Source organism: Roseinatronobacter bogoriensis DSM 18756, assembly GCF_004366635.1.
Lineage (GTDB): Bacteria > Pseudomonadota > Alphaproteobacteria > Rhodobacterales > Rhodobacteraceae > Roseinatronobacter > Roseinatronobacter bogoriensis.
In genome coordinates, this window is the sequence record NZ_SORN01000010.1 from 22317 (window position 1) to 39535 (window position 17219).

Sequence of the window (17219 nt, forward strand, 5' to 3'; positions counted from 1 at the left end):
CAACCTATGTCGCAAAGCGCCCGCAAACCAAAGGACGAAGCAGGCACAGCACCGCTGCGCTGGAAACACGTGTTCGAAGACCGGCTGACCGCCGCGCTTCTGAGCGTGACACGCATTCTGCCCTATCGGCAGCGAATAGCGGTGCTGGGATGGATCGGCGCATATGTGATCGGGCCTATTGCCGGGGTGCGACCGCGTATCCGCGCCAATCTGGCGTTGATCGCGCCGGACCTGCCTGAAAGCGATGTCCGGCATATATGCCGCAGGGTGCCCGGCAATATGATACGCGCACTGGCCGAGACTTTCGCCGGGCAGGATTTCATCGACCATGTCAAGAACAGCCCCATCGAAGGGGGCGGGCTTGGCGCGCTGGAACAGGCGCGCGATGCGGGCCAGCCGGTGGTTCTGGTCACAGCGCATCTGGGCAATTACGAGGCAGCGCGCGTGGTGTTACAGGAACGTGGGTGCAAGATTGCCGGAATTTACATGCCAATGCGCAACACAGCGTTCAACGCGCGCTATGTGGCGGCAATGTCGCGGATCGGCAGCCCGGTTTTTCCGCGCGACCGTACAGGCTTGGCGGGCTTGCTGAAATTTCTGCGCGGTGGCGGCATGATCGGGCTGGTCGCCGACCACTACATGGATCATGGCGAGTTGATGGATTTCATGGGGCAGCCTGCCCGCACGGCGCTGTCATCCGCTGAGATTGCCCTGAAACACGGCGCTCTGCTGGTTCCGGTCTACGGGATCAGGCAGCCCGACGGGACCAGTTTTTGCATTCGCATAGAGCCACCAATACCACATACAGACGCCACAACGATGACGCGCGCCCTTAATGCCTCTGTCGAAACGCTGGTCCGCGATCACATGGATCAATGGATGTGGTCCCACAAGCGCTGGCGAAAGAACAAGCAATCGAAGAAAGCGAAATCACTCGTCCTTTGAGACGGGTTTAGGCTTGTCGTCATAACGCGTGTCCAGAATGCGCTGACTGTCGCCATCGGGGTCGTCATACATGCCTTTGCGCAATGTCCAGACAAAGGCGACCAGACCCAGAAGGCCCAAAAACAGTGATACCGGAATCAGAATCGCCAGAACTTCCATGATGCCCTTTATTTCAGTCGCAATGCGTTCAGTGTAACCGAGATGGACGACACCGACATGATGGCCGCTGCCCAAAGCGGCGTTGCATAGCCAAATAACGCAATCGGCACGAAAATGATATTGTAGATGCCTGATTGCCAGAAATTCTCGCGGATGCGCTGCATCGCGGTTTTCGACATGCGCACGGCATCCGCCACTGGCGAGATGTCGCGCCCCAACAACACCATATCAGAGGCTGCGCGCGCCGCATCCAGCGCCGAAGCGGGCGAGATCGAGACATGTGCCGCAGACAGTGCCACAGTGTCATTCAACCCGTCGCCCACCATCAGAACCTTGTGGCCCGCCGCCTGCAAGTCGTTGATCTTGTCGGCCTTGTCCTGTGGCAAAGCACCGGCATGCCAATCGGCGATATTCAGACGTTGCGCCATATCCTGCACCGCGCCCGGCACATCGCCAGAGATCAGCCACACCGCCTTGCCCTGTGCCTGAAGCGCAGACACCACATCGGCAGCGCCGGGGCGCAACTGATCCGAAAAGGTAAAGGCATGGGTCACACCATCCAGCGCAAGATAGGCCGCAGTTGTCCCGCGCGCCTCAGCTCCGACCCAGTCGGCACGGCCCAGACGGACAGGCTGCCCGCGCCATTGCGCTTCCATCCCATAACCCGGCTGTTCGCTCAGCTTGTCCAGTTGCGCGGGCTGCACATCCCGTTCGCGCAAGGCGCGGGCAAGCGCTTGTGCAAGCGGGTGGCTGGACGCATCGGCAAGCGCCAGCGCAACTGCGCAGATTTCTGGGCTATGCTGGTCCAGATTGGTTGGCACGGGCGTGCCCATCGTCAATGTGCCGGTCTTGTCAAAAACGACCGTGTCTACCTCGGCCAGCCGTTCCAGTGCTGTCCCGTCCTTGATCAACAGGCCCTTGCGAAACAGCTTGCCGCTCGCAGAGGTGACCACCGCAGGCACCGCTAGCCCCAGCGCACAGGGGCAGGTAATGATCAGGCTGGCCACAGCAATATTCATCGACAGGCGCAGGTCACCGCCGGACAGATACATCCAGACCAGAAACGCCCCAAAAGACAAGATCGGAATGGTCGGTGCGTAAGCGCTGGCTGCACGTTCAGCGGCGGTGGTGTAGCGCGTGCGCGCGGATTCCGCATTGGCCACCAGATCGGCCATACGGTGCAGCGAACTGTCCTTGCCCGCCGCAGTGACGCGTATCTGCAAAGGGCCGGTCAGATTGACCTCTCCCGCGCTGACAATCGTGCCTTGTGCGGCGAAAACCGGCAAAGTCTCGCCCGTCAGAAGCGATCGGTCAATTTCGGAATTTCCCCCGACGACTTCGCCATCGACCGGCATACGGCCACCGGGGCGCACGACCACCACATCCCCCACGGCCAATTCGGCCACAGGCACAGGTTTTTCCACCCCGTCAACCAGCCTGATGGCGCGCGGCACTTCCAGCGCTGACAACTCTTGCGCGGCCGAACGGGCCACAGCGCGCGCCCGGAAATCCAGATAGCGCCCTGCCAGCAAGAAGAAGATCAGCATGACGACTGCCTCGAAATAAGCGTGCTGGCCTGATTGCAGGGTTTCGTAAATTGAAATGAACAGGGTCAGGATCAGCGCGACCGAGATCGGCGCGTCCATGTCCATCCTGCCTGCGCGCAACGCCTTCCATGCGTTGCGAAAGAATGGCTGACCCGCAAATGCCACTGTGGGCACCGCGATCAAGGCCGAAATCAGGTGGAACATGTCGCGCGTGGCCCCTTCGGCGCCAGCCCAGACGGCGACCGACAGCAACATGATATTCATCATCGCAAAGCCGGAAACGCCAAGGCGCATCAGCAATTCGCGCCCCTGCTTCTCTGTCTCGGTCATGGACAGGGTGCCGGGGTCCAGCTCATGGGCTTCATAGCCCAGCCGGTCCAGATGCGCGATGACATCGGCGGCTTCGACCCCGGCCATTGCGTCAACGCTCAGCCGCTTCAGCGTCAGGTTCAGCCGGACGGACCGCACCCCTTCCAACTGCGCCATGCCGCGTTCGATCGTGCCGATACAGGCCGCGCAATGCGCATCGGGCACCGACAGCAGCAGCCGCGCATCTGGCAGCGGCGCTTTACCGGCCAGCGCTTCGGCGGCGGGCGCCGCATCACAAGCCGGACAGGCCGAAGGACGAAGGCTGGCGCTGTGCATCACTGCCCCTTAGCGGATATGAAGAACCACGCGCTGGCGAAACTCTGTGCCATCATTGGCGACAGCATGCAGGCGGATATTCCAGTTGCCCTCGCCGATTTCAACAGGCGCGCGATACGCCCCATCGACAAAGCGGAAATCCGGCGCCTGATCGGCGCGCACATGCGTCGCGGCCCCCAGCACTGCATCCAAATGCGCGACCTGAACTGGACCGTTTTCATCGGTGATCGAAAGCTTCAATATACCATCTTCATGGCTTGCCTTGACTTCCCATCCCAAGGCAAGCTGCTCTGCCAGTTCCTGATTGAAGTTCTGGCTGGCCACGAAGGAGTTATCAACTTCCAACCCTGGGAATGTGCTGACAGCGTTATATGCCAGTGTCAGGTTCGCGGCCAGAATGACGCCAAAGGATGACACCGCGATGATCAAAACCTTGCGCCCCGTCATCTGGAATTTACGGCCTGAATCTTGTGTCATTGGTTTCTCCCGTTGAAGATAGTATCAGAATAGACCCGTTCATTGCTGCCTGAAATCGTGGCCCATATTCTCACCGGACTGCTGTCTGCGCGGTTCGATGGTGTATTGGGTGGCGCGGTCAGATAGACCCGCAAGAGCGCCTGTTCATCTGGGCCGACCGTTACCAGATTAGCGGGTTCCCCCTCGATCGAAAGGGCAAGGTCGGGGTTTTCGGTAATCGACAACGCAAAATCACGCGGCTCATGATACATGTTACGCAAGCGAATGTCATAAACGTTGCGCACGGTTCCATCGGCCAGCACGATATGGGTCGGGTTGCGGACTGGGGCTACGCTCATGTCCAGATCACTGCGGATGAACAAAAGCACGATCAGGCCAATACCGATCACACTCCAGATTGTCGTGTAAAGAATAGTGCGCGGGCGGAAAACATGCTTCCAGATCGACTTGGGTGGCTTGCCTTCGCGCTCTGCAATCTCATCCGACAGGGCCATGTAAGCCACCAGACCACGCGGCTTGCCGATACGGTCCATCACCTCGTCACATGCGTCGATGCACAGACCACAGGTAATGCATTCCATCTGCTGACCGTCACGAATGTCTATCCCCATCGGGCAAACATTGACGCAGGCCATGCAGTCGATGCAATCGCCCTGATTTGGGTCCAACTGGCCCTTTTTCAGTTTTCCGCGCGGCTCTCCTCGCCAGTCGCGGTAGTCGATGGTGATCGTGTCCTCATCCATCATCGCAGCCTGAATACGGGGCCATGGGCAGGCATAGATGCAGACCTGTTCCCGAAAGAACCCACCAAACAGGAAAGTTGTCAGTGTCAGGATCAGCACTGTCATATAGGCGATCGGGTGCGCTTGCCCTGTGAACAGATCGACAAAGAGCGTGGGCGCATCCGCAAAATAGAACACCCATGCGCCGCCGGTCGCCATGCCGATCAGGAACCAGACAGCCCATTTCAACCCGTATTTGCGAATTTTCTCGGCATTCCAGTTCTGACGGTGCAGGCGCAGTCGCGCGTTCCGGTCCCCCTCGATCCAGCGTTCGACCTGAATAAACAGATCTGTCCAGACCGTTTGCGGGCAGGCATAACCACACCACACCCTGCCAAGCGCCGAGGTGAACAGAAAAAGGCCGATCCCCGCCATGATAAGCAAACCTGCCACGAAGTAGAATTCATGTGGCCAAATCTCGATCATGAAAAAGAAAAAGCGCCTGTTGCCAAGGTCCAGCAAGACAGCCTGATTGGGCATTTCCGGGCCGCGGTCCCAGCGGATCCAAGGCACAAGGTAATAGATACCCAGCATCACCGCCAGCAGCCACCATTTCATGGTGCGGAAGCCGCCCTTTACGCGGCGCGGGAAGATGGGTTCGCGCTTCGCATAAAGCGGGGGCGGGGTTTGGTCTTCAGCGCTCACCTGGCGACTCCTACGATATAGCCTGTCGTTTGATCACATACTGCCAGGACCGTGACCTTGACCTGCGTCAAAACAGACTTTGTAAATACATCTTTTGGCGAAACGCCGGCCAGCAATCTTGCCAAATAGAACCACCGGCCCCTGACAACACGCGCGAACAGGATACAGGGACCGGTGGCGCCCTGACATGCAGGACGTGGATAGGATGTGACCTGAGCAGCGCGCGGTTTCATTGATACAGATCAAGTCCTTCAGAGGATCGGTTAACAGATGACACTATGTCGCAACCTTGATGCCATTCCAAACAGGACAGGCCCCCGCGCGGGGGCCTGTGCAGTATGCGAAGCAGAAATAGCCAAGGCTACTGACCACCACCAAGCTGGTGAACATAAGCGGCAACAGCACGAATTTCAGCCTCACGCAGCCGAGTCTCAAAGCCCGGCATCACGCCAAAACGCGAATAATAGATCGTTTCGCGAATGGCCTCGGGTGACCCACCATAAAGCCAGATCTGATTGTTGAGAGCGGGTGCGCCAATGAAGTAATCGCCGCTTCCGTCATCCATGTGACAGGATGCACAATTGATCTCGTAATGCTCTGCCCCGGCCGCAGCAAGCTGCGCGTCGTGATCAGACCCGGACAGCGACAGCACGAAGTTCACGACCTGATCAATCTCTTCATCATCCAGCAATCCATCCGCGCCGAAGGCCGGCATTTCCGACCACCGTGCATCGGGATAGTCTTCGTTGCGAATGCCCCAGGTCACAGTGGTGACAATGTCTTCCATCGTCCCACCCCAAAGCCAGTCATCGTCCAGCAGGTTGGGGAAGCCGCCTGCCTGAACGCCTGCGCCCCCGGTGCCATGACATTGCGAGCACTGGGCCCGGAACACCGACCCGCCCGCATTGATGGCGAAGCGGTGCAGTTCGTCATTCTCGCGAATATCGTCAAGATCGGTTTCAAGAAGCTGCACGAAGAACTGTTCGTTGCGGCTCTCGAATTCGGTGATCTCTGCGGCGACATTTGCCCGCGAGGAATACCCCAGCACCCCTTGGGTGGCGGACTGGATGCCCGGCCAGGCGGGCATGGCGATCCAATACCCCACCGACCAGATGATCGTTATGATGAAAATCCAGACCCACCACCGCGGCATTGGGTTGTCATATTCTTCAATCCCATCCCAGCTGTGGCCAGTGGTCGGCGGATCCTGCTTTAGCTTGGCTGCCGGATCAGGATATTGCCGCGATGCCGGAGTGACCTTGTTTTCAGGCGTTTTATCATTTGAATCGACCATCAGCGGGCCTCTTTCGGTTCTGAATGACGCCCTGCGGAAGTGACGTAATTCTCACTCTCTGGTTTGTCATCATTGCGGAAAATCATGTTCGCAGTCTCGTCATGAACCTTCGATGCGCCCGGCCGCAGGATGTAAATGAACACCCCGATGAAGAAGCAAAACATGAACAGCAGGTGCCAACTATCGGCAAACGCTCTTAGCCAAGTGTAGGTTTCCATAGCTGTCCCCCTTTAGCGGCTGGCATCAGGCACAAATGTGTCGAAATCGACCAATGTGCCCAGCATCTGCATATAGGCGATGATGGCGTCCATCTCGGTCAACTGGGGTTGACCATCGAAGTTGCGCTGCTGCGCGCCCGGATACCGCTCTGTCACGTCGTCGCCGAATTCATCGACCTGCGCGAAGAAATCGGACACAGCCAGATCCATCATCTCATCTGTGTAGGGATGGCCCAGAACACGGTAAACCGACATCAGATCGCGGATATGCTCGGCGTCTGTCCGTGTCAGTTCGCGGTTCATCATAAACCCGTAAGACGGCATGATGGATTCCGGCACCACGGCGCGCGGATCAATCATGTGCTGAACATGCCAGTCATCCGAATAGCGACCGCCAAGACGGGCCAGATCGGGACCAGTGCGCTTGGACCCCCACTGGAACGGATGGTCATACATCGATTCCGCAGCAAGGCTGTAATGCCCATAGCGTTCCACTTCGTCGCGCATCGGGCGGATCATCTGGCTGTGGCAGACATAGCAGCCTTCGCGCACATAGATTTCGCGCCCGGCCAGTTCGAGCGGAGAGTAGGGGCGCATGCCCTCTACTTTCTCGATCGTATTGTCCAGATAGAACAGCGGCACGATCTGCACGATCCCCCCGATGGTCACGACAAGAAACGACAGCACCAGCAACAGCGTGGCATGTGTTTCGATTTTCTTGTGATGATCAAGAATTCCCATCACGCCCTCCGTTATTCAGCGGGCACTGTGGACCCGGCACGGGCAGGCGAACGCTCTGCCGTGCTGGTCACAGTTTTCCACAGGTTGTAGCACATGATGATCGCCCCCAGCAGGAACAGCGTTCCGCCCAGGCCACGCACCACATACATCGGGAATTTCGCAGCCACTGTGTCCGCAAAGGAGTTCACGAGGAAGCCCTGCGCATCGACTTCGCGCCACATCAACCCTTCCATGATACCGGTCACCCACATCGAGGCCGCGTAAAGCACGATCCCGATTGTCGCCAGCCAGAAGTGCCAACTGACCAGCCGCAGACTGTACAGCCCTTCACGCTGCCACAGCTTGGGCACCAGATAATACAGCATCCCGAAAGTGATCATGCCGTTCCAGCCCAGCGCGCCGGAATGAACGTGGCCAATGGTCCAGTCGGTGTAGTGACTTAGCGAGTTCACGGCCTTGATCGACATCATCGGCCCTTCAAAGGTGGCCATGCCGTAAAAGCCGACAGCCACCACCATCATCCGGATAATCGGATCGGTGCGCAGCTTGTCCCAAGCGCCCGAAAGCGTCATCAGACCATTGATCATACCCCCCCAGGACGGCATCCACAGCATGATCGAGAATGTCATGCCCAAGGTCTGCGCCCAGTCAGGCAGCGCTGTATAATGCAGATGGTGCGGACCAGCCCAGATATACAGGAAGATCAGCGCCCAGAAATGCATGATCGACAGCTTGTAGCTGTAGACCGGGCGTTCAGCCTGTTTCGGGATGAAATAATACATCATGCCCAAGAAGCCGGCGGTCAGGAAAAAGCCCACCGCATTATGCCCGTACCACCACTGGATCATGGCAGATTGCACACCCGACCAGACCGGCACGGAACGCGACCCGAATGCAGACACCGGAATTGCCAGATTGTTGACGATATGAAGCATCGCGACTGTCACGATAAACGCCATGTAGAACCAGTTGGCCACATAGATATGGGGTTCGCGGCGCTTGATGATCGTGCCCATGAAGACCAGCAGGAACGCCACCCAGACAATGGTCAGCCAAAGATCGGTCAGCCATTCAGGTTCAGCATATTCATTGCCTTGGGTTGACCCCAGCACGTAGCCGGTTGCCGCCATGACGATGAAGATCTGATAACCCCAGAACACGAACCACGACAGCCCGCCCCCCCATAGCCGCGCCGCAGAGGTGCGCTGGACCACATAGAAAGCCGAGGCGATAAGCGCGTTACCCCCAAAGGCAAAAATCACTGCCGATGTATGCAATGGACGCAGACGACCGAAATTCAGGTACCCTTCGGCCCACACAAAATTCAGTTCCGGCCAGGCCAGCTGAAAGGCGATAACCACGCCCACCAGAAACCCGACAACACCCCAAAACGCCGTCGCTATAACACCGTAGCGAACCGGACCGTCCATATACTCATTTGGATTGGCCACCGGAGCAGGTTCTCCCACCCGACGAATTACCCACACGAAGGTGATGGCAGCAGCCAGCATAATCACCAACATGTGGACCAAATATGGCAAATCGCGTGCCATGCTGGCAGCGACTGCGGCAACCACCACAATCAACCCCAACACCGCAAGCTTAATGTAATCCCACATAATCTGCGTCCCTTAATTATCGCGCTGACACAGAGTATATCGGTGGCAGACACAGTTTTGCATGATGCCTTTTGTCACGGGCCTGAAAAACAGACTTTGATTCATATCAATTATTCAGGCCCCAAAGCTTGCGCGAGATCATCGCTATGCAAAAATATCCTATGGCATACATTAGCGACAAGACGAAAACAGGAGAATGACGCATGGCCTACAAATCTTTATGTACCTTCCTCACGTCTGACGCAGATGTAGTGGCCCAGCTTGATTCGGCCGCTAGCCTTGCGGCCCGTTTTGATGCCCATCTGGAAGTGTGCTGCCTCGGCATTGATTCGACACAAAGCGTAGGCTTCTATGCAGGGGCCCCCGCGATCATTTACCAGGATGCCCTTGATAGCGCGCAGGCCCATGCAGAGGCACTTGCCCAGACCACCAGAAAACACCTGCATGGCGCGAGTATTCGCTGGGGTGTTGATACCGCTGTGCTGACACTTGGCGGGATCAATTCCTTTGTCGGTTTGAAAGCCCGGTTTTCCGATCTCGTGATCCTGCCACGACCCTATGGCGAGAACCGCGGCCCACAGGATGAGGTCACGACTGAAGCGGCGCTTTTTGATGGGGATTCACCCGCCCTGATCATACCGGAACCAGGTGCCGCGCTGCCCGAATTCAAGAAGATCGTGCTGGCCTGGAACCAAAGCGACGAGGCCCTGCACGCTGCCCGCGCGGCGCTGCCATTGCTGAAGAATGCGGACCTGGTCAATGTTGTCATCATCGATCCGCCAACGCATGGTATCGAACGCTCGGACCCCGGCGGACTTTTGACCCAGATGCTTGCGCGCCACGGCGTGCGTGTCGAGGTTTCTGTGATTGCGCGCACCTTGCCGCGGATCAGCGATATCCTGCGCCGGCATGCCACAGATCAGGACGCCGACCTTCTGGTGATCGGGGCATATAGCCATTCGCGGTTGCGTCAGGCTATCTTGGGCGGGACCACACGCAACCTGCTGGAGGAGACCAGCTTGCCTGTTTTCATGGCCCGCTAGCGTTTCGCGCCAGACGCGGGGGGCCGCCACAAGTTGCAACTCTCAGGTTTGCGGGGGGCTATTCCGCCGTTATAATACTCTCTGCGCGGAACCAATGCCGAAGGCCGCCCCCACGGCACGGCGCTGCGCAGCTTGTCTCAATCATCCACCATCCGCACAGTCGCGAAGCCATCATTAGAGCGCCCCTGTCAGGGGGCGCCCATCAGCCTGTCGGCGATAAATCACGCCGGGCAAGCTCGGCCTCAAGGACAAACAGCGCATCTAGATGATAAGGCACCATGAATCCCGGTGCGTTTGCTAGATCGCGCCGCAGACGCGTTTCATAATCCAGAAGGTCTTTCGCCGACATCTGGCGCAACCCTTGGGTAAACCGCTGGTATTGCGCATACTCATAAACCTGTAATTGCACTGGCAACGCGCCCTCGCTGGTTTGCAGCGGCACGGGCATTTGCAAGCCTGCCATGAACTCGGCGCGTGTCAGCGTTGGCGGTATCGTCGGGCCAAGCTTGACGACTGCAATCGTCGAAAGAAGCAAGCCACATAGCGCAATCGGCCAGGCGACACTGGACCCAAGAAAACGCGTGCGGGCCTGTTTGACGGAGTCTCGCGCAGTTGTGGCGGCAAACCGCGTTGAGGAATTGTCGCCCCTCACGACCAGATCTTCATAATCCCGATCCCAATCGAACCCGGGGATAAACGATGCCTCGGCCCCTCTGTAAATGTCGCGCTGCGGGCCTGCATCTGGTGACAAGTCACGGCTCATGGCCAACCCTTTCCAACCGATGAAGCACTTGTGTGACGGGTTGGTTTGCGCTTGGTGACTTGTACATAGCGGATCGCATACGGAAATGACAGCAAGGGCCACGTCCCGATACTGGCGCAAAGGCTCATGACAGCTTCCTCACTCTACTCGTTACGCCTGGCGTTCGACATGCACGCATACTGCACCGGATCGCACCGCCACCTGACATTTTCAGGCCCGGAATAAGGCATTTCCGCGGCGCTTGCGCCTAACTAGAAAACTGAGTGTGCAAACTGCCTTCCAAGCAAGTGTTTGCGCCGCTTTGTAAAGCTTGGCATAACAACGCCAAAGACACAGCGGGCGACTGCGACGCATTCAAAATCTCGGGGGAAACATGATACTGTGTGGCGGTGAAAACCTCGTGGATGTCATCGAAATGCAAACCGTCGATGGCACGCGGGTATTCCGTGCCGTGCCGGGGGGGTCACCGTATAATTGCACGCGCGCGCTCGGCAGGCTGGGAATGGATGTGGGCTACCTGACCCCCATTTCCAGCGACAGGTTTGGCGATGATCTTCTCGCCGGACTGACAGCCGACAATGTCCGGCATCTGGGCCAACGCCCGGACGCACCCACATCGCTGGCGATGGTCACGGTAGAGGATGGGCAGCCAGATTACCGTTTCTACCGCAACGGCACGGCAGAACGCATGGTCACTCAGGACACGCTGCGCAACTGCCTGACGGATGGTGCCGAAGCCTTCCATATCGGCTCGCTCGCTTTATGCGAAGGACGAGATGCGCAAGCCTGGGCGGATTTGTTCATGAGCTGCGCCGCGCGCGGGATCTTCACCTCGTTTGACCCCAATATCCGGCCGCTTCTGGCCGAACAGAATGCATCTGCCTATCGACGGCGGCTGGACCAGATGGCCGCCGTGGCAAACCTCCTGCGGCTTAGCGACGAGGACCTGAACTGGTGGCGACCGGACATGCCCGCCGAAGACGCCCTTGCGGATCTGGCCAGAATGGCGCCCCATGCGCTGCTTGTCCTGACGCAAGGGGCGTCACCAGTCATCTGCCACTGGCCCGGCGGCAGGATTGAAGTGCCTTTGACACCTGTCGAAAACATGGTTGACGCGGTCGGCGCGGGCGACACATTGATGGCCACGTTGCTGGCTGGATTGGCACGCAAAGACTGCCTTGGCGTGGACCAGATCGCTGCACTAGATGCCACTGCCCTTGGACAGATCATCAAGGATGCCAGCAAAGCCGCCGCGATCACCTGTACAAAGACAGGCTGCAACCCGCCCTATGCCAGTGAAATCTGGGGTTAGAAAGCTTGGGGAGGAAGGCCCGCAATGCCTGACATTTTCTTGCTTCAAATACTCTGGGGGTGAATTGGCCCTAGGCCAAGAGGGGGCAAAGCCCCCTGCCTCCACACGCGGTTCCAGCAAAACCCAGCCCGGTCGCCTGGGAAACAGCGCGCGCTTGCCAGCACGTCAGGATCAATAGCGCTCGAAGACAAGATCCGTTCCGCAATACCCGCTTGAGTAATTGCCCATGAAAATATGATACTCGCCCGTCCTCGCATGCCCCAGATTGATCGATGCGTTCAGGTTGCTCGTCAGCGTGGACCGCAAGAGCAAACCAGTCGAGATGGCATCATCGTAATACCAATCACCATATGGGTCGCGGATCAGAAGGGATGCATCGCAACTATTGCCCCGGTTACCATCTTGTGTCCGGATCCGCAGGCGGTTGCCGCTCACATTGCTGGTGTCATTCGTGTAGCGCACAATCTTTGTCGGCGTCGCCCTGGTATAGCGATCTGCGACGTTTATTCCGCAATTGCGCGCCCATGAAACACCACCAGCAACACGGAGCATGCGGGTCGGTCCGCCTGCGCCAATATCGCTATTACGCAATGTCAGGGTCGCAGAGGGAATGCGCGTATCCGGACAACCTGAGTAATCCGAGAAACGCGTGAAAAAGTTGGACCCCAACAAGGCGCTGGCATTCGGAACGAAATGGGCCGCCCCCTGCGCGCCGCGTTCCGCCGTTATGCGAAAGCTCCGAAGGCCAAAGGCTTCATTCCAGATATCCTCATCCAGGCGTGCGGCAAACCCAAGGGTGAACTGGGTTGCGGGGTTTTCCACCTCAATACGAACCCGCCAGACCTGATCAGCCCAGCCCGCCCCGTACAGATTGCGACCGCTGGAAATAAGTTCCATCGTGGTCGTAAACCGCCCCTCGGCGCGTGATGAAACGGTCCGACGGTCATTCGCCATCAAAGGCGGCAGATCAACATCAAAAGCCTCAAGCGCGATTGATGTGCCGTTCACCCGGATTGTAAGAAACTCTCCCTCTGGATAAGACCAATCGGGGTTGTACCCGTCCCAACTGTCAATGATGAACAGGTCGAATTCGATCAGCGCGCTTTGGGATGTTTCGCCGAGGTTTACCTGATACGTGACCGGGTTTTCCCATGTCTCGCGCCCGAAAGGCCCCAGAAAACTGCTTATGTCTGTGTGGGTGACCGACACGCTGTCCGTCGACCAGTTGGCCGTGTCACCATCGGTGAAGTCAGTATCAACGATCGTTACCGTTGTTGTCTCTGGCTCTTCGGGTTCTTCGGGTTCTTGGACAGGCGGATCAACCTCGCCTGCGGGCGGCAGGTATTCGGGCCCGTCTTCCGGGAACACATCGTTATCATGTTCGTACCTTATGAAGGGCGAAAAGCGCGGGCGCGTGACGGCAATTGGCGTCAGGCGTATGTTGTCCAGATAGTCAAACCCCATCCAGCTGATGATCGGACTGCGCCACAGGGTAAAGGCTTCGACCAGAATCAACGCTTCGCCCGGGAATGCCGGTGGGATACGGTCTGCCAGGTTCGCCACGGGAAGCTGTAATATCGGGTTGTCAAAACCGAAAGCCGGTTCCTCTGCTTCCTTGTCGGGATCGTTCCCATCCTCACTGCCGAAGTTTGCCGGTGCATGAATGCCCAGTTCAAGCAGCGATGCCAGATTACGCGTCCCATAAGACCAGATAACCACCGGCATTTCGGCATCGGGATCCCACATGATAGACGATATTCTCAACCGCGTGTCATGGGGCTGCGAATTCAGGAAATCAAAAACATCGTTCATCCCCTCCAGATAGTCATTGGTCACGACTTGGGTGTTTCGAGAGACGAGGTCGGCAACATGCAAGGCTGCAATCTGCGCCTGTGAGCGTGCACGATAGGCGTCTGTAAAGATAAGTGTTGCAACGAAAGCCCATATCAGCATCGGAAACGCCAGCAGGAATTCGATGCTTATCGTTCCGCGCGTGTCGTCACGGTATTTCCGAAAGGGGGACAAGAGCATGTCGCAGATCTTCATAACTCAAACCCTCGGTTCGTTTACAAAAACACTTCTTCCGATCAGGACAAGTTCACCCTTCTCATTCAGCGAGATACCGGCAAGCGGTTTCGTCAGCTTGATGAACGGGTCCACCACGACGCAGACGCGAATGAGCATCAACTCTTGTGCCTGACCGCCAGCTCCGGGATTAAAGGTCACCGCAGGCGTGATCTGCTGTTCACGATCCACACATTTGATCGGGTCATTCAAACCACTGAAATCAGCGGTCGAAATGGGCTGCATCTCAACCGTGATGTTATTCTCGCAATCGGGCAACATGCGCGTGCGCTCGCAGATCATTGACGCAAGGCTGCTTTGTTCAGACACTTGGCCAAGACGCACCTCCCTGACGGAAAGGTCTATGGCGCGATCCAGAAACACCTGACGCATCTTGGAAATGCCGGTATCGACGGCCAGTAGAAAGACCGCCATGAACAACGGAAAGATCACGACGAATTCGACGGTGACGGCACCATCTTCGCGCCACAGCCGTGCTGCAGCTTTGCGCCATTGGTCAATGCGGGTCATTGTGTCAACCTGAGTGCGCCGGTCTGGATATGTGTCGCGATATTCCGAAATGCTGCGACCAACTGCGCCCCGGAAGAGTTGAAGAAATGCCCGGGCGATGATGCGCAAGCCTCCATCAGGTCAACACCAGGCTGAGGGGCTTCGAAAGCAACCCCATAGATGACGACTTCTTGTTCCTTAAGCGCTTCGCAAACAGATACAGTGTCGGCATCCTGCGTTTGACGGTCAGGCTTGCGTGTTGCCGCATCACCCACATGGAAACAGCAATTCGCACCATCTGTCATCAACACAAGGGCGCGGTAACTGTTCGGTGCCTTCCAGTCCAGAGGACGGTCGCGGAACTTGCCCGACACCTGACCATTATCAATCAGATGGTCGATCACAGGGCGCAATGTGGGGTCAAAGAACATGGCACCTGTGCGCAGGCCCAGATCAATCGACGTGCCCCAGTTTGCCCACAGCGTGTCGATGAAATCCTTAGCCTCGCTCACCTCGTACACATAAGGGGTAATCGGCATATCGGTGATCAATGTGCTGGTATTTGACCTCAGGTCACAATTTCTGCGCGTCATGGGGGTATGAAGGCTGTTGGTCACACTGTCCCATGTGTCAAAATCTATGCAGAATCCATTGGTCAAATCCCCTGAGGCAGGGTCAGATAGATTGGAAAAATACGTCAATGTTCCCGGCGGCATGATGACTTCGGTGCTATAGGGCACGAAAGTGATAGAAACGCGGCCATTGTCGTTGTCTTCCAGCATCGCTTCGACGAATTCGGTCGCCGCTGCGTGCAGATCATCGATGCGCGGGTTTGGCATAATATTCCCGAACTCGTCGAGCAGCATCGACCCGGACACGTCCAGAACCAGCACGATCTCGACCTGAACCTCTGCCAGACCTTCTGAGGCAGCGGATACCAATCTCATATCCAGTTCCTGCACGCCGGCCAGACGCATGAAGATCGTCGGCATCCGCGCCTCAGGTGTGACGCGAACAGTGCGCGAGCCGCCGGCCTCCGTCACTTCAATGCGGCCACGCACATAATCGCCCAAGCCTTCTGCATCGAAATAGGCTTGAACAATTTCCTCTGGGGTCAGACCGCCGGAATTCTGGCGCATGGCAGTTGCTGCCAGCACCGCACGATCGGCAGTTCCCTGCATTCTGGCGCGCTCGGCTTCATACCGCATCATGTCAACCGCGATACCGGAGATCATGAGGATCAACACAAAGAAGAGCAGCGACAGGAGAAGAATCGCACCATCTTCTTGCTGCCGAAAGGCCTTCAAACAAGCTTTGCCCCGGGCATACACCCCGCACAACGAACCGAAATTCATTTCAACACCACTTCAACACAAGCAACTTGGCTTAATTCTGGGCTTTTTGCGCTATTCTCGCGCCAATAGGTTAACGATAGCCTCTCAATATGGCGATAATTGGGCCTAAATCTGAAACATTGTGCCGCGTTGAATTGTATCTTTGTGCAGCAAAGAACAAGCTCAAACCTGCATCTGCGCAAAACAGATGATGCGCCCAAAAACAGATCTGGGCTGGTTGTAAAAGCCATTAATTTCCATTATTCGAGAAATATGGAATTAAAAAGCGCTGCATCAGCATTTGCCGCTCTCGGCCATCCGGACCGCCTGGCCGTTTTGCGGCTTCTTATGCGCTTTGCCCCGCGCGGCCAGCGGCCGACCGAGATTGCCCAGATTCTGGGCCTCAAGCAGAATACACTATCCCACCACCTCGCCGATCTGGCCGCGACAGGATTGCTTCAGGTAACGCGGCAAGGGAGGTCATTGTACTACAGCGTCAACTTGACCATGGCCGAAGGGCTGATCGGATATCTCGCGCTTGATGTCGGGCGGGCGCGGCCGGAACTGCTCGCACCTTTCACGCAACCGGATATTCTTCGCGACATTAACGCGCCATTCAGGGTGCTTTTCCTGTGCTCTGGAAACTCTGCTAGGTCGATCATGGCAGAAGCACTGTTGCGCGACCTGGGCAAAGGCAGGTTTCTCGCCTTCTCGGCGGGTATTCAGCCATGCGCGGCCCCCCACCCCAAAGCCCTGCAAATATTGCAGGAACACGGCCACACTGTCGCTGATTTACGCTCAAAGAACACCACCGAATTTCAGGGCGAGGCTGCACAGCAGATGGACGTTGTGATCACGGTTTGTGACCGGGCTGCCGCGCGCGACTGCCCCCCCTTGAACGGCTACCCTATCACAGCGCATTGGGGCATGCCTGACCCGGCAGGCGCGCCACAAGACCCCACCCGAGATCCTGCATATGCGTTCAGGGAAACATATGTTGCCCTGCGCCACCGGCTTGAGGAACTGACCTCCTCCTCACTTTCCCCGCTTGACCGATGCAATCTACAAACCCGCCTCGACAGAATCGAGATCTCCGCCCTTATCAAGGAAAGCGCCTGACA

At 57.3% G+C, this 17219-nt stretch carries 16 protein-coding genes; 4 read left to right on the top strand and 12 right to left on the bottom strand.

What is annotated here, in order from left to right; translation table 11 throughout:
• The first annotated feature begins 6 nt into the window (after nt 1-6).
• Nucleotides 7-945, top strand: coding sequence for a lysophospholipid acyltransferase family protein (locus tag EV660_RS16070; RefSeq protein WP_084634602.1), 939 nt, complete (start codon nt 7-9; stop codon nt 943-945).
• Here EV660_RS16070 and ccoS read toward each other — a convergent pair.
• The 8 genes from ccoS to ccoN form a co-directional block, all read right to left on the bottom strand.
• Entirely contained in the window at nt 931-1104 is a 174-nt protein-coding gene (gene ccoS / locus EV660_RS16075; protein WP_071479228.1) for a cbb3-type cytochrome oxidase assembly protein CcoS, read from the bottom strand. The two genes, EV660_RS16070 and ccoS, sit on opposite strands and share 15 nt — an antisense overlap.
• Nucleotides 1105-1112: 8 nt before the next feature.
• A complete protein-coding gene (locus tag EV660_RS16080) occupies nt 1113-3296 on the bottom strand; it encodes a heavy metal translocating P-type ATPase (protein WP_071479227.1) in 2184 nt (727 codons plus the stop codon).
• A gap of 9 nt (nt 3297-3305) precedes the next feature.
• The gene (locus EV660_RS16085; protein ID WP_071479226.1) at nt 3306-3773 is read right to left on the bottom strand and encodes a FixH family protein; all 468 of its coding nucleotides are present in this window, start codon (nt 3771-3773) and stop codon (nt 3306-3308) included.
• Nucleotides 3770-5200 (bottom strand): cytochrome c oxidase accessory protein CcoG, encoded by a 1431-nt coding sequence (gene ccoG, locus EV660_RS16090; protein ID WP_071479225.1) that lies wholly within the window; start codon nt 5198-5200, stop codon nt 3770-3772. The genes EV660_RS16085 and ccoG overlap by 4 nt, the downstream gene beginning before the upstream one ends.
• A 361-nt stretch (nt 5201-5561) precedes the next feature.
• Nucleotides 5562-6494, bottom strand: coding sequence for a cytochrome-c oxidase, cbb3-type subunit III (ccoP, locus tag EV660_RS16095; protein WP_084634601.1), 933 nt, complete (start codon nt 6492-6494; stop codon nt 5562-5564).
• Nucleotides 6494-6712 carry a cbb3-type cytochrome c oxidase subunit 3 gene (locus tag EV660_RS16100; RefSeq protein ID WP_071479223.1) on the bottom strand — a complete coding sequence of 73 codons (219 nt, stop codon included), beginning with the start codon at nt 6710-6712 and terminating at the stop codon, nt 6494-6496. Before EV660_RS16100 ends, ccoP begins: the two co-directional genes overlap by 1 nt.
• A gap of 12 nt (nt 6713-6724) precedes the next feature.
• Nucleotides 6725-7453 carry a cytochrome-c oxidase, cbb3-type subunit II gene (gene ccoO, locus EV660_RS16105; protein ID WP_071479222.1) on the bottom strand — a complete coding sequence of 243 codons (729 nt, stop codon included), beginning with the start codon at nt 7451-7453 and terminating at the stop codon, nt 6725-6727.
• Nucleotides 7454-7464: 11 nt separating this feature from the next.
• Nucleotides 7465-9072 carry a cytochrome-c oxidase, cbb3-type subunit I gene (gene ccoN / locus EV660_RS16110; protein ID WP_071479221.1) on the bottom strand — a complete coding sequence of 536 codons (1608 nt, stop codon included), beginning with the start codon at nt 9070-9072 and terminating at the stop codon, nt 7465-7467.
• Between the two features lie 203 nt (nt 9073-9275).
• Between ccoN and EV660_RS16115 the strand changes: the two genes are divergently transcribed.
• The gene (locus tag EV660_RS16115) at nt 9276-10115 is read left to right on the top strand and encodes a universal stress protein (protein ID WP_071479220.1); all 840 of its coding nucleotides are present in this window, start codon (nt 9276-9278) and stop codon (nt 10113-10115) included.
• Nucleotides 10116-10317: 202 nt separating this feature from the next.
• Here the strand turns inward: EV660_RS16115 and EV660_RS16120 are convergent, their stop codons facing one another.
• Nucleotides 10318-10878 (bottom strand): hypothetical protein, encoded by a 561-nt coding sequence (locus tag EV660_RS16120; protein ID WP_071479219.1) that lies wholly within the window; start codon nt 10876-10878, stop codon nt 10318-10320.
• A gap of 373 nt (nt 10879-11251) precedes the next feature.
• On the opposite strand from EV660_RS16120, the gene EV660_RS16125 reads away from it, so the two are divergent.
• A complete protein-coding gene (locus tag EV660_RS16125) occupies nt 11252-12190 on the top strand; it encodes a carbohydrate kinase family protein (RefSeq protein WP_071479218.1) in 939 nt (312 codons plus the stop codon).
• Nucleotides 12191-12361: 171 nt separating this feature from the next.
• On the opposite strand, the gene EV660_RS16130 is transcribed toward EV660_RS16125, so the two are convergent.
• From EV660_RS16130 to EV660_RS16140, 3 genes are read right to left on the bottom strand one after another with little or no spacing between them, the layout of a single operon-like run.
• Nucleotides 12362-14221, bottom strand: a complete 1860-nt coding sequence (locus EV660_RS16130) for a TadE/TadG family type IV pilus assembly protein (protein ID WP_134014056.1) — start codon at nt 14219-14221, stop codon at nt 12362-12364.
• An 18-nt stretch (nt 14222-14239) separates the two neighbouring features.
• Nucleotides 14240-14785, bottom strand: coding sequence for a TadE/TadG family type IV pilus assembly protein (locus EV660_RS16135; protein ID WP_071479216.1), 546 nt, complete (start codon nt 14783-14785; stop codon nt 14240-14242).
• Nucleotides 14782-16119: a Tad domain-containing protein gene (locus tag EV660_RS16140; protein ID WP_071479215.1), complete on the bottom strand. Its 1338-nt coding sequence runs from the start codon at nt 16117-16119 to the stop codon at nt 14782-14784. The genes EV660_RS16135 and EV660_RS16140 overlap by 4 nt, the downstream gene beginning before the upstream one ends.
• 252 nt (nt 16120-16371) lie before the next feature.
• Between EV660_RS16140 and EV660_RS16145 the strand changes: the two genes are divergently transcribed.
• Entirely contained in the window at nt 16372-17217 is an 846-nt protein-coding gene (locus tag EV660_RS16145; protein ID WP_071479384.1) for a metalloregulator ArsR/SmtB family transcription factor, read from the top strand.
• The last annotated feature ends 2 nt before the right edge of the window (nt 17218-17219 follow it).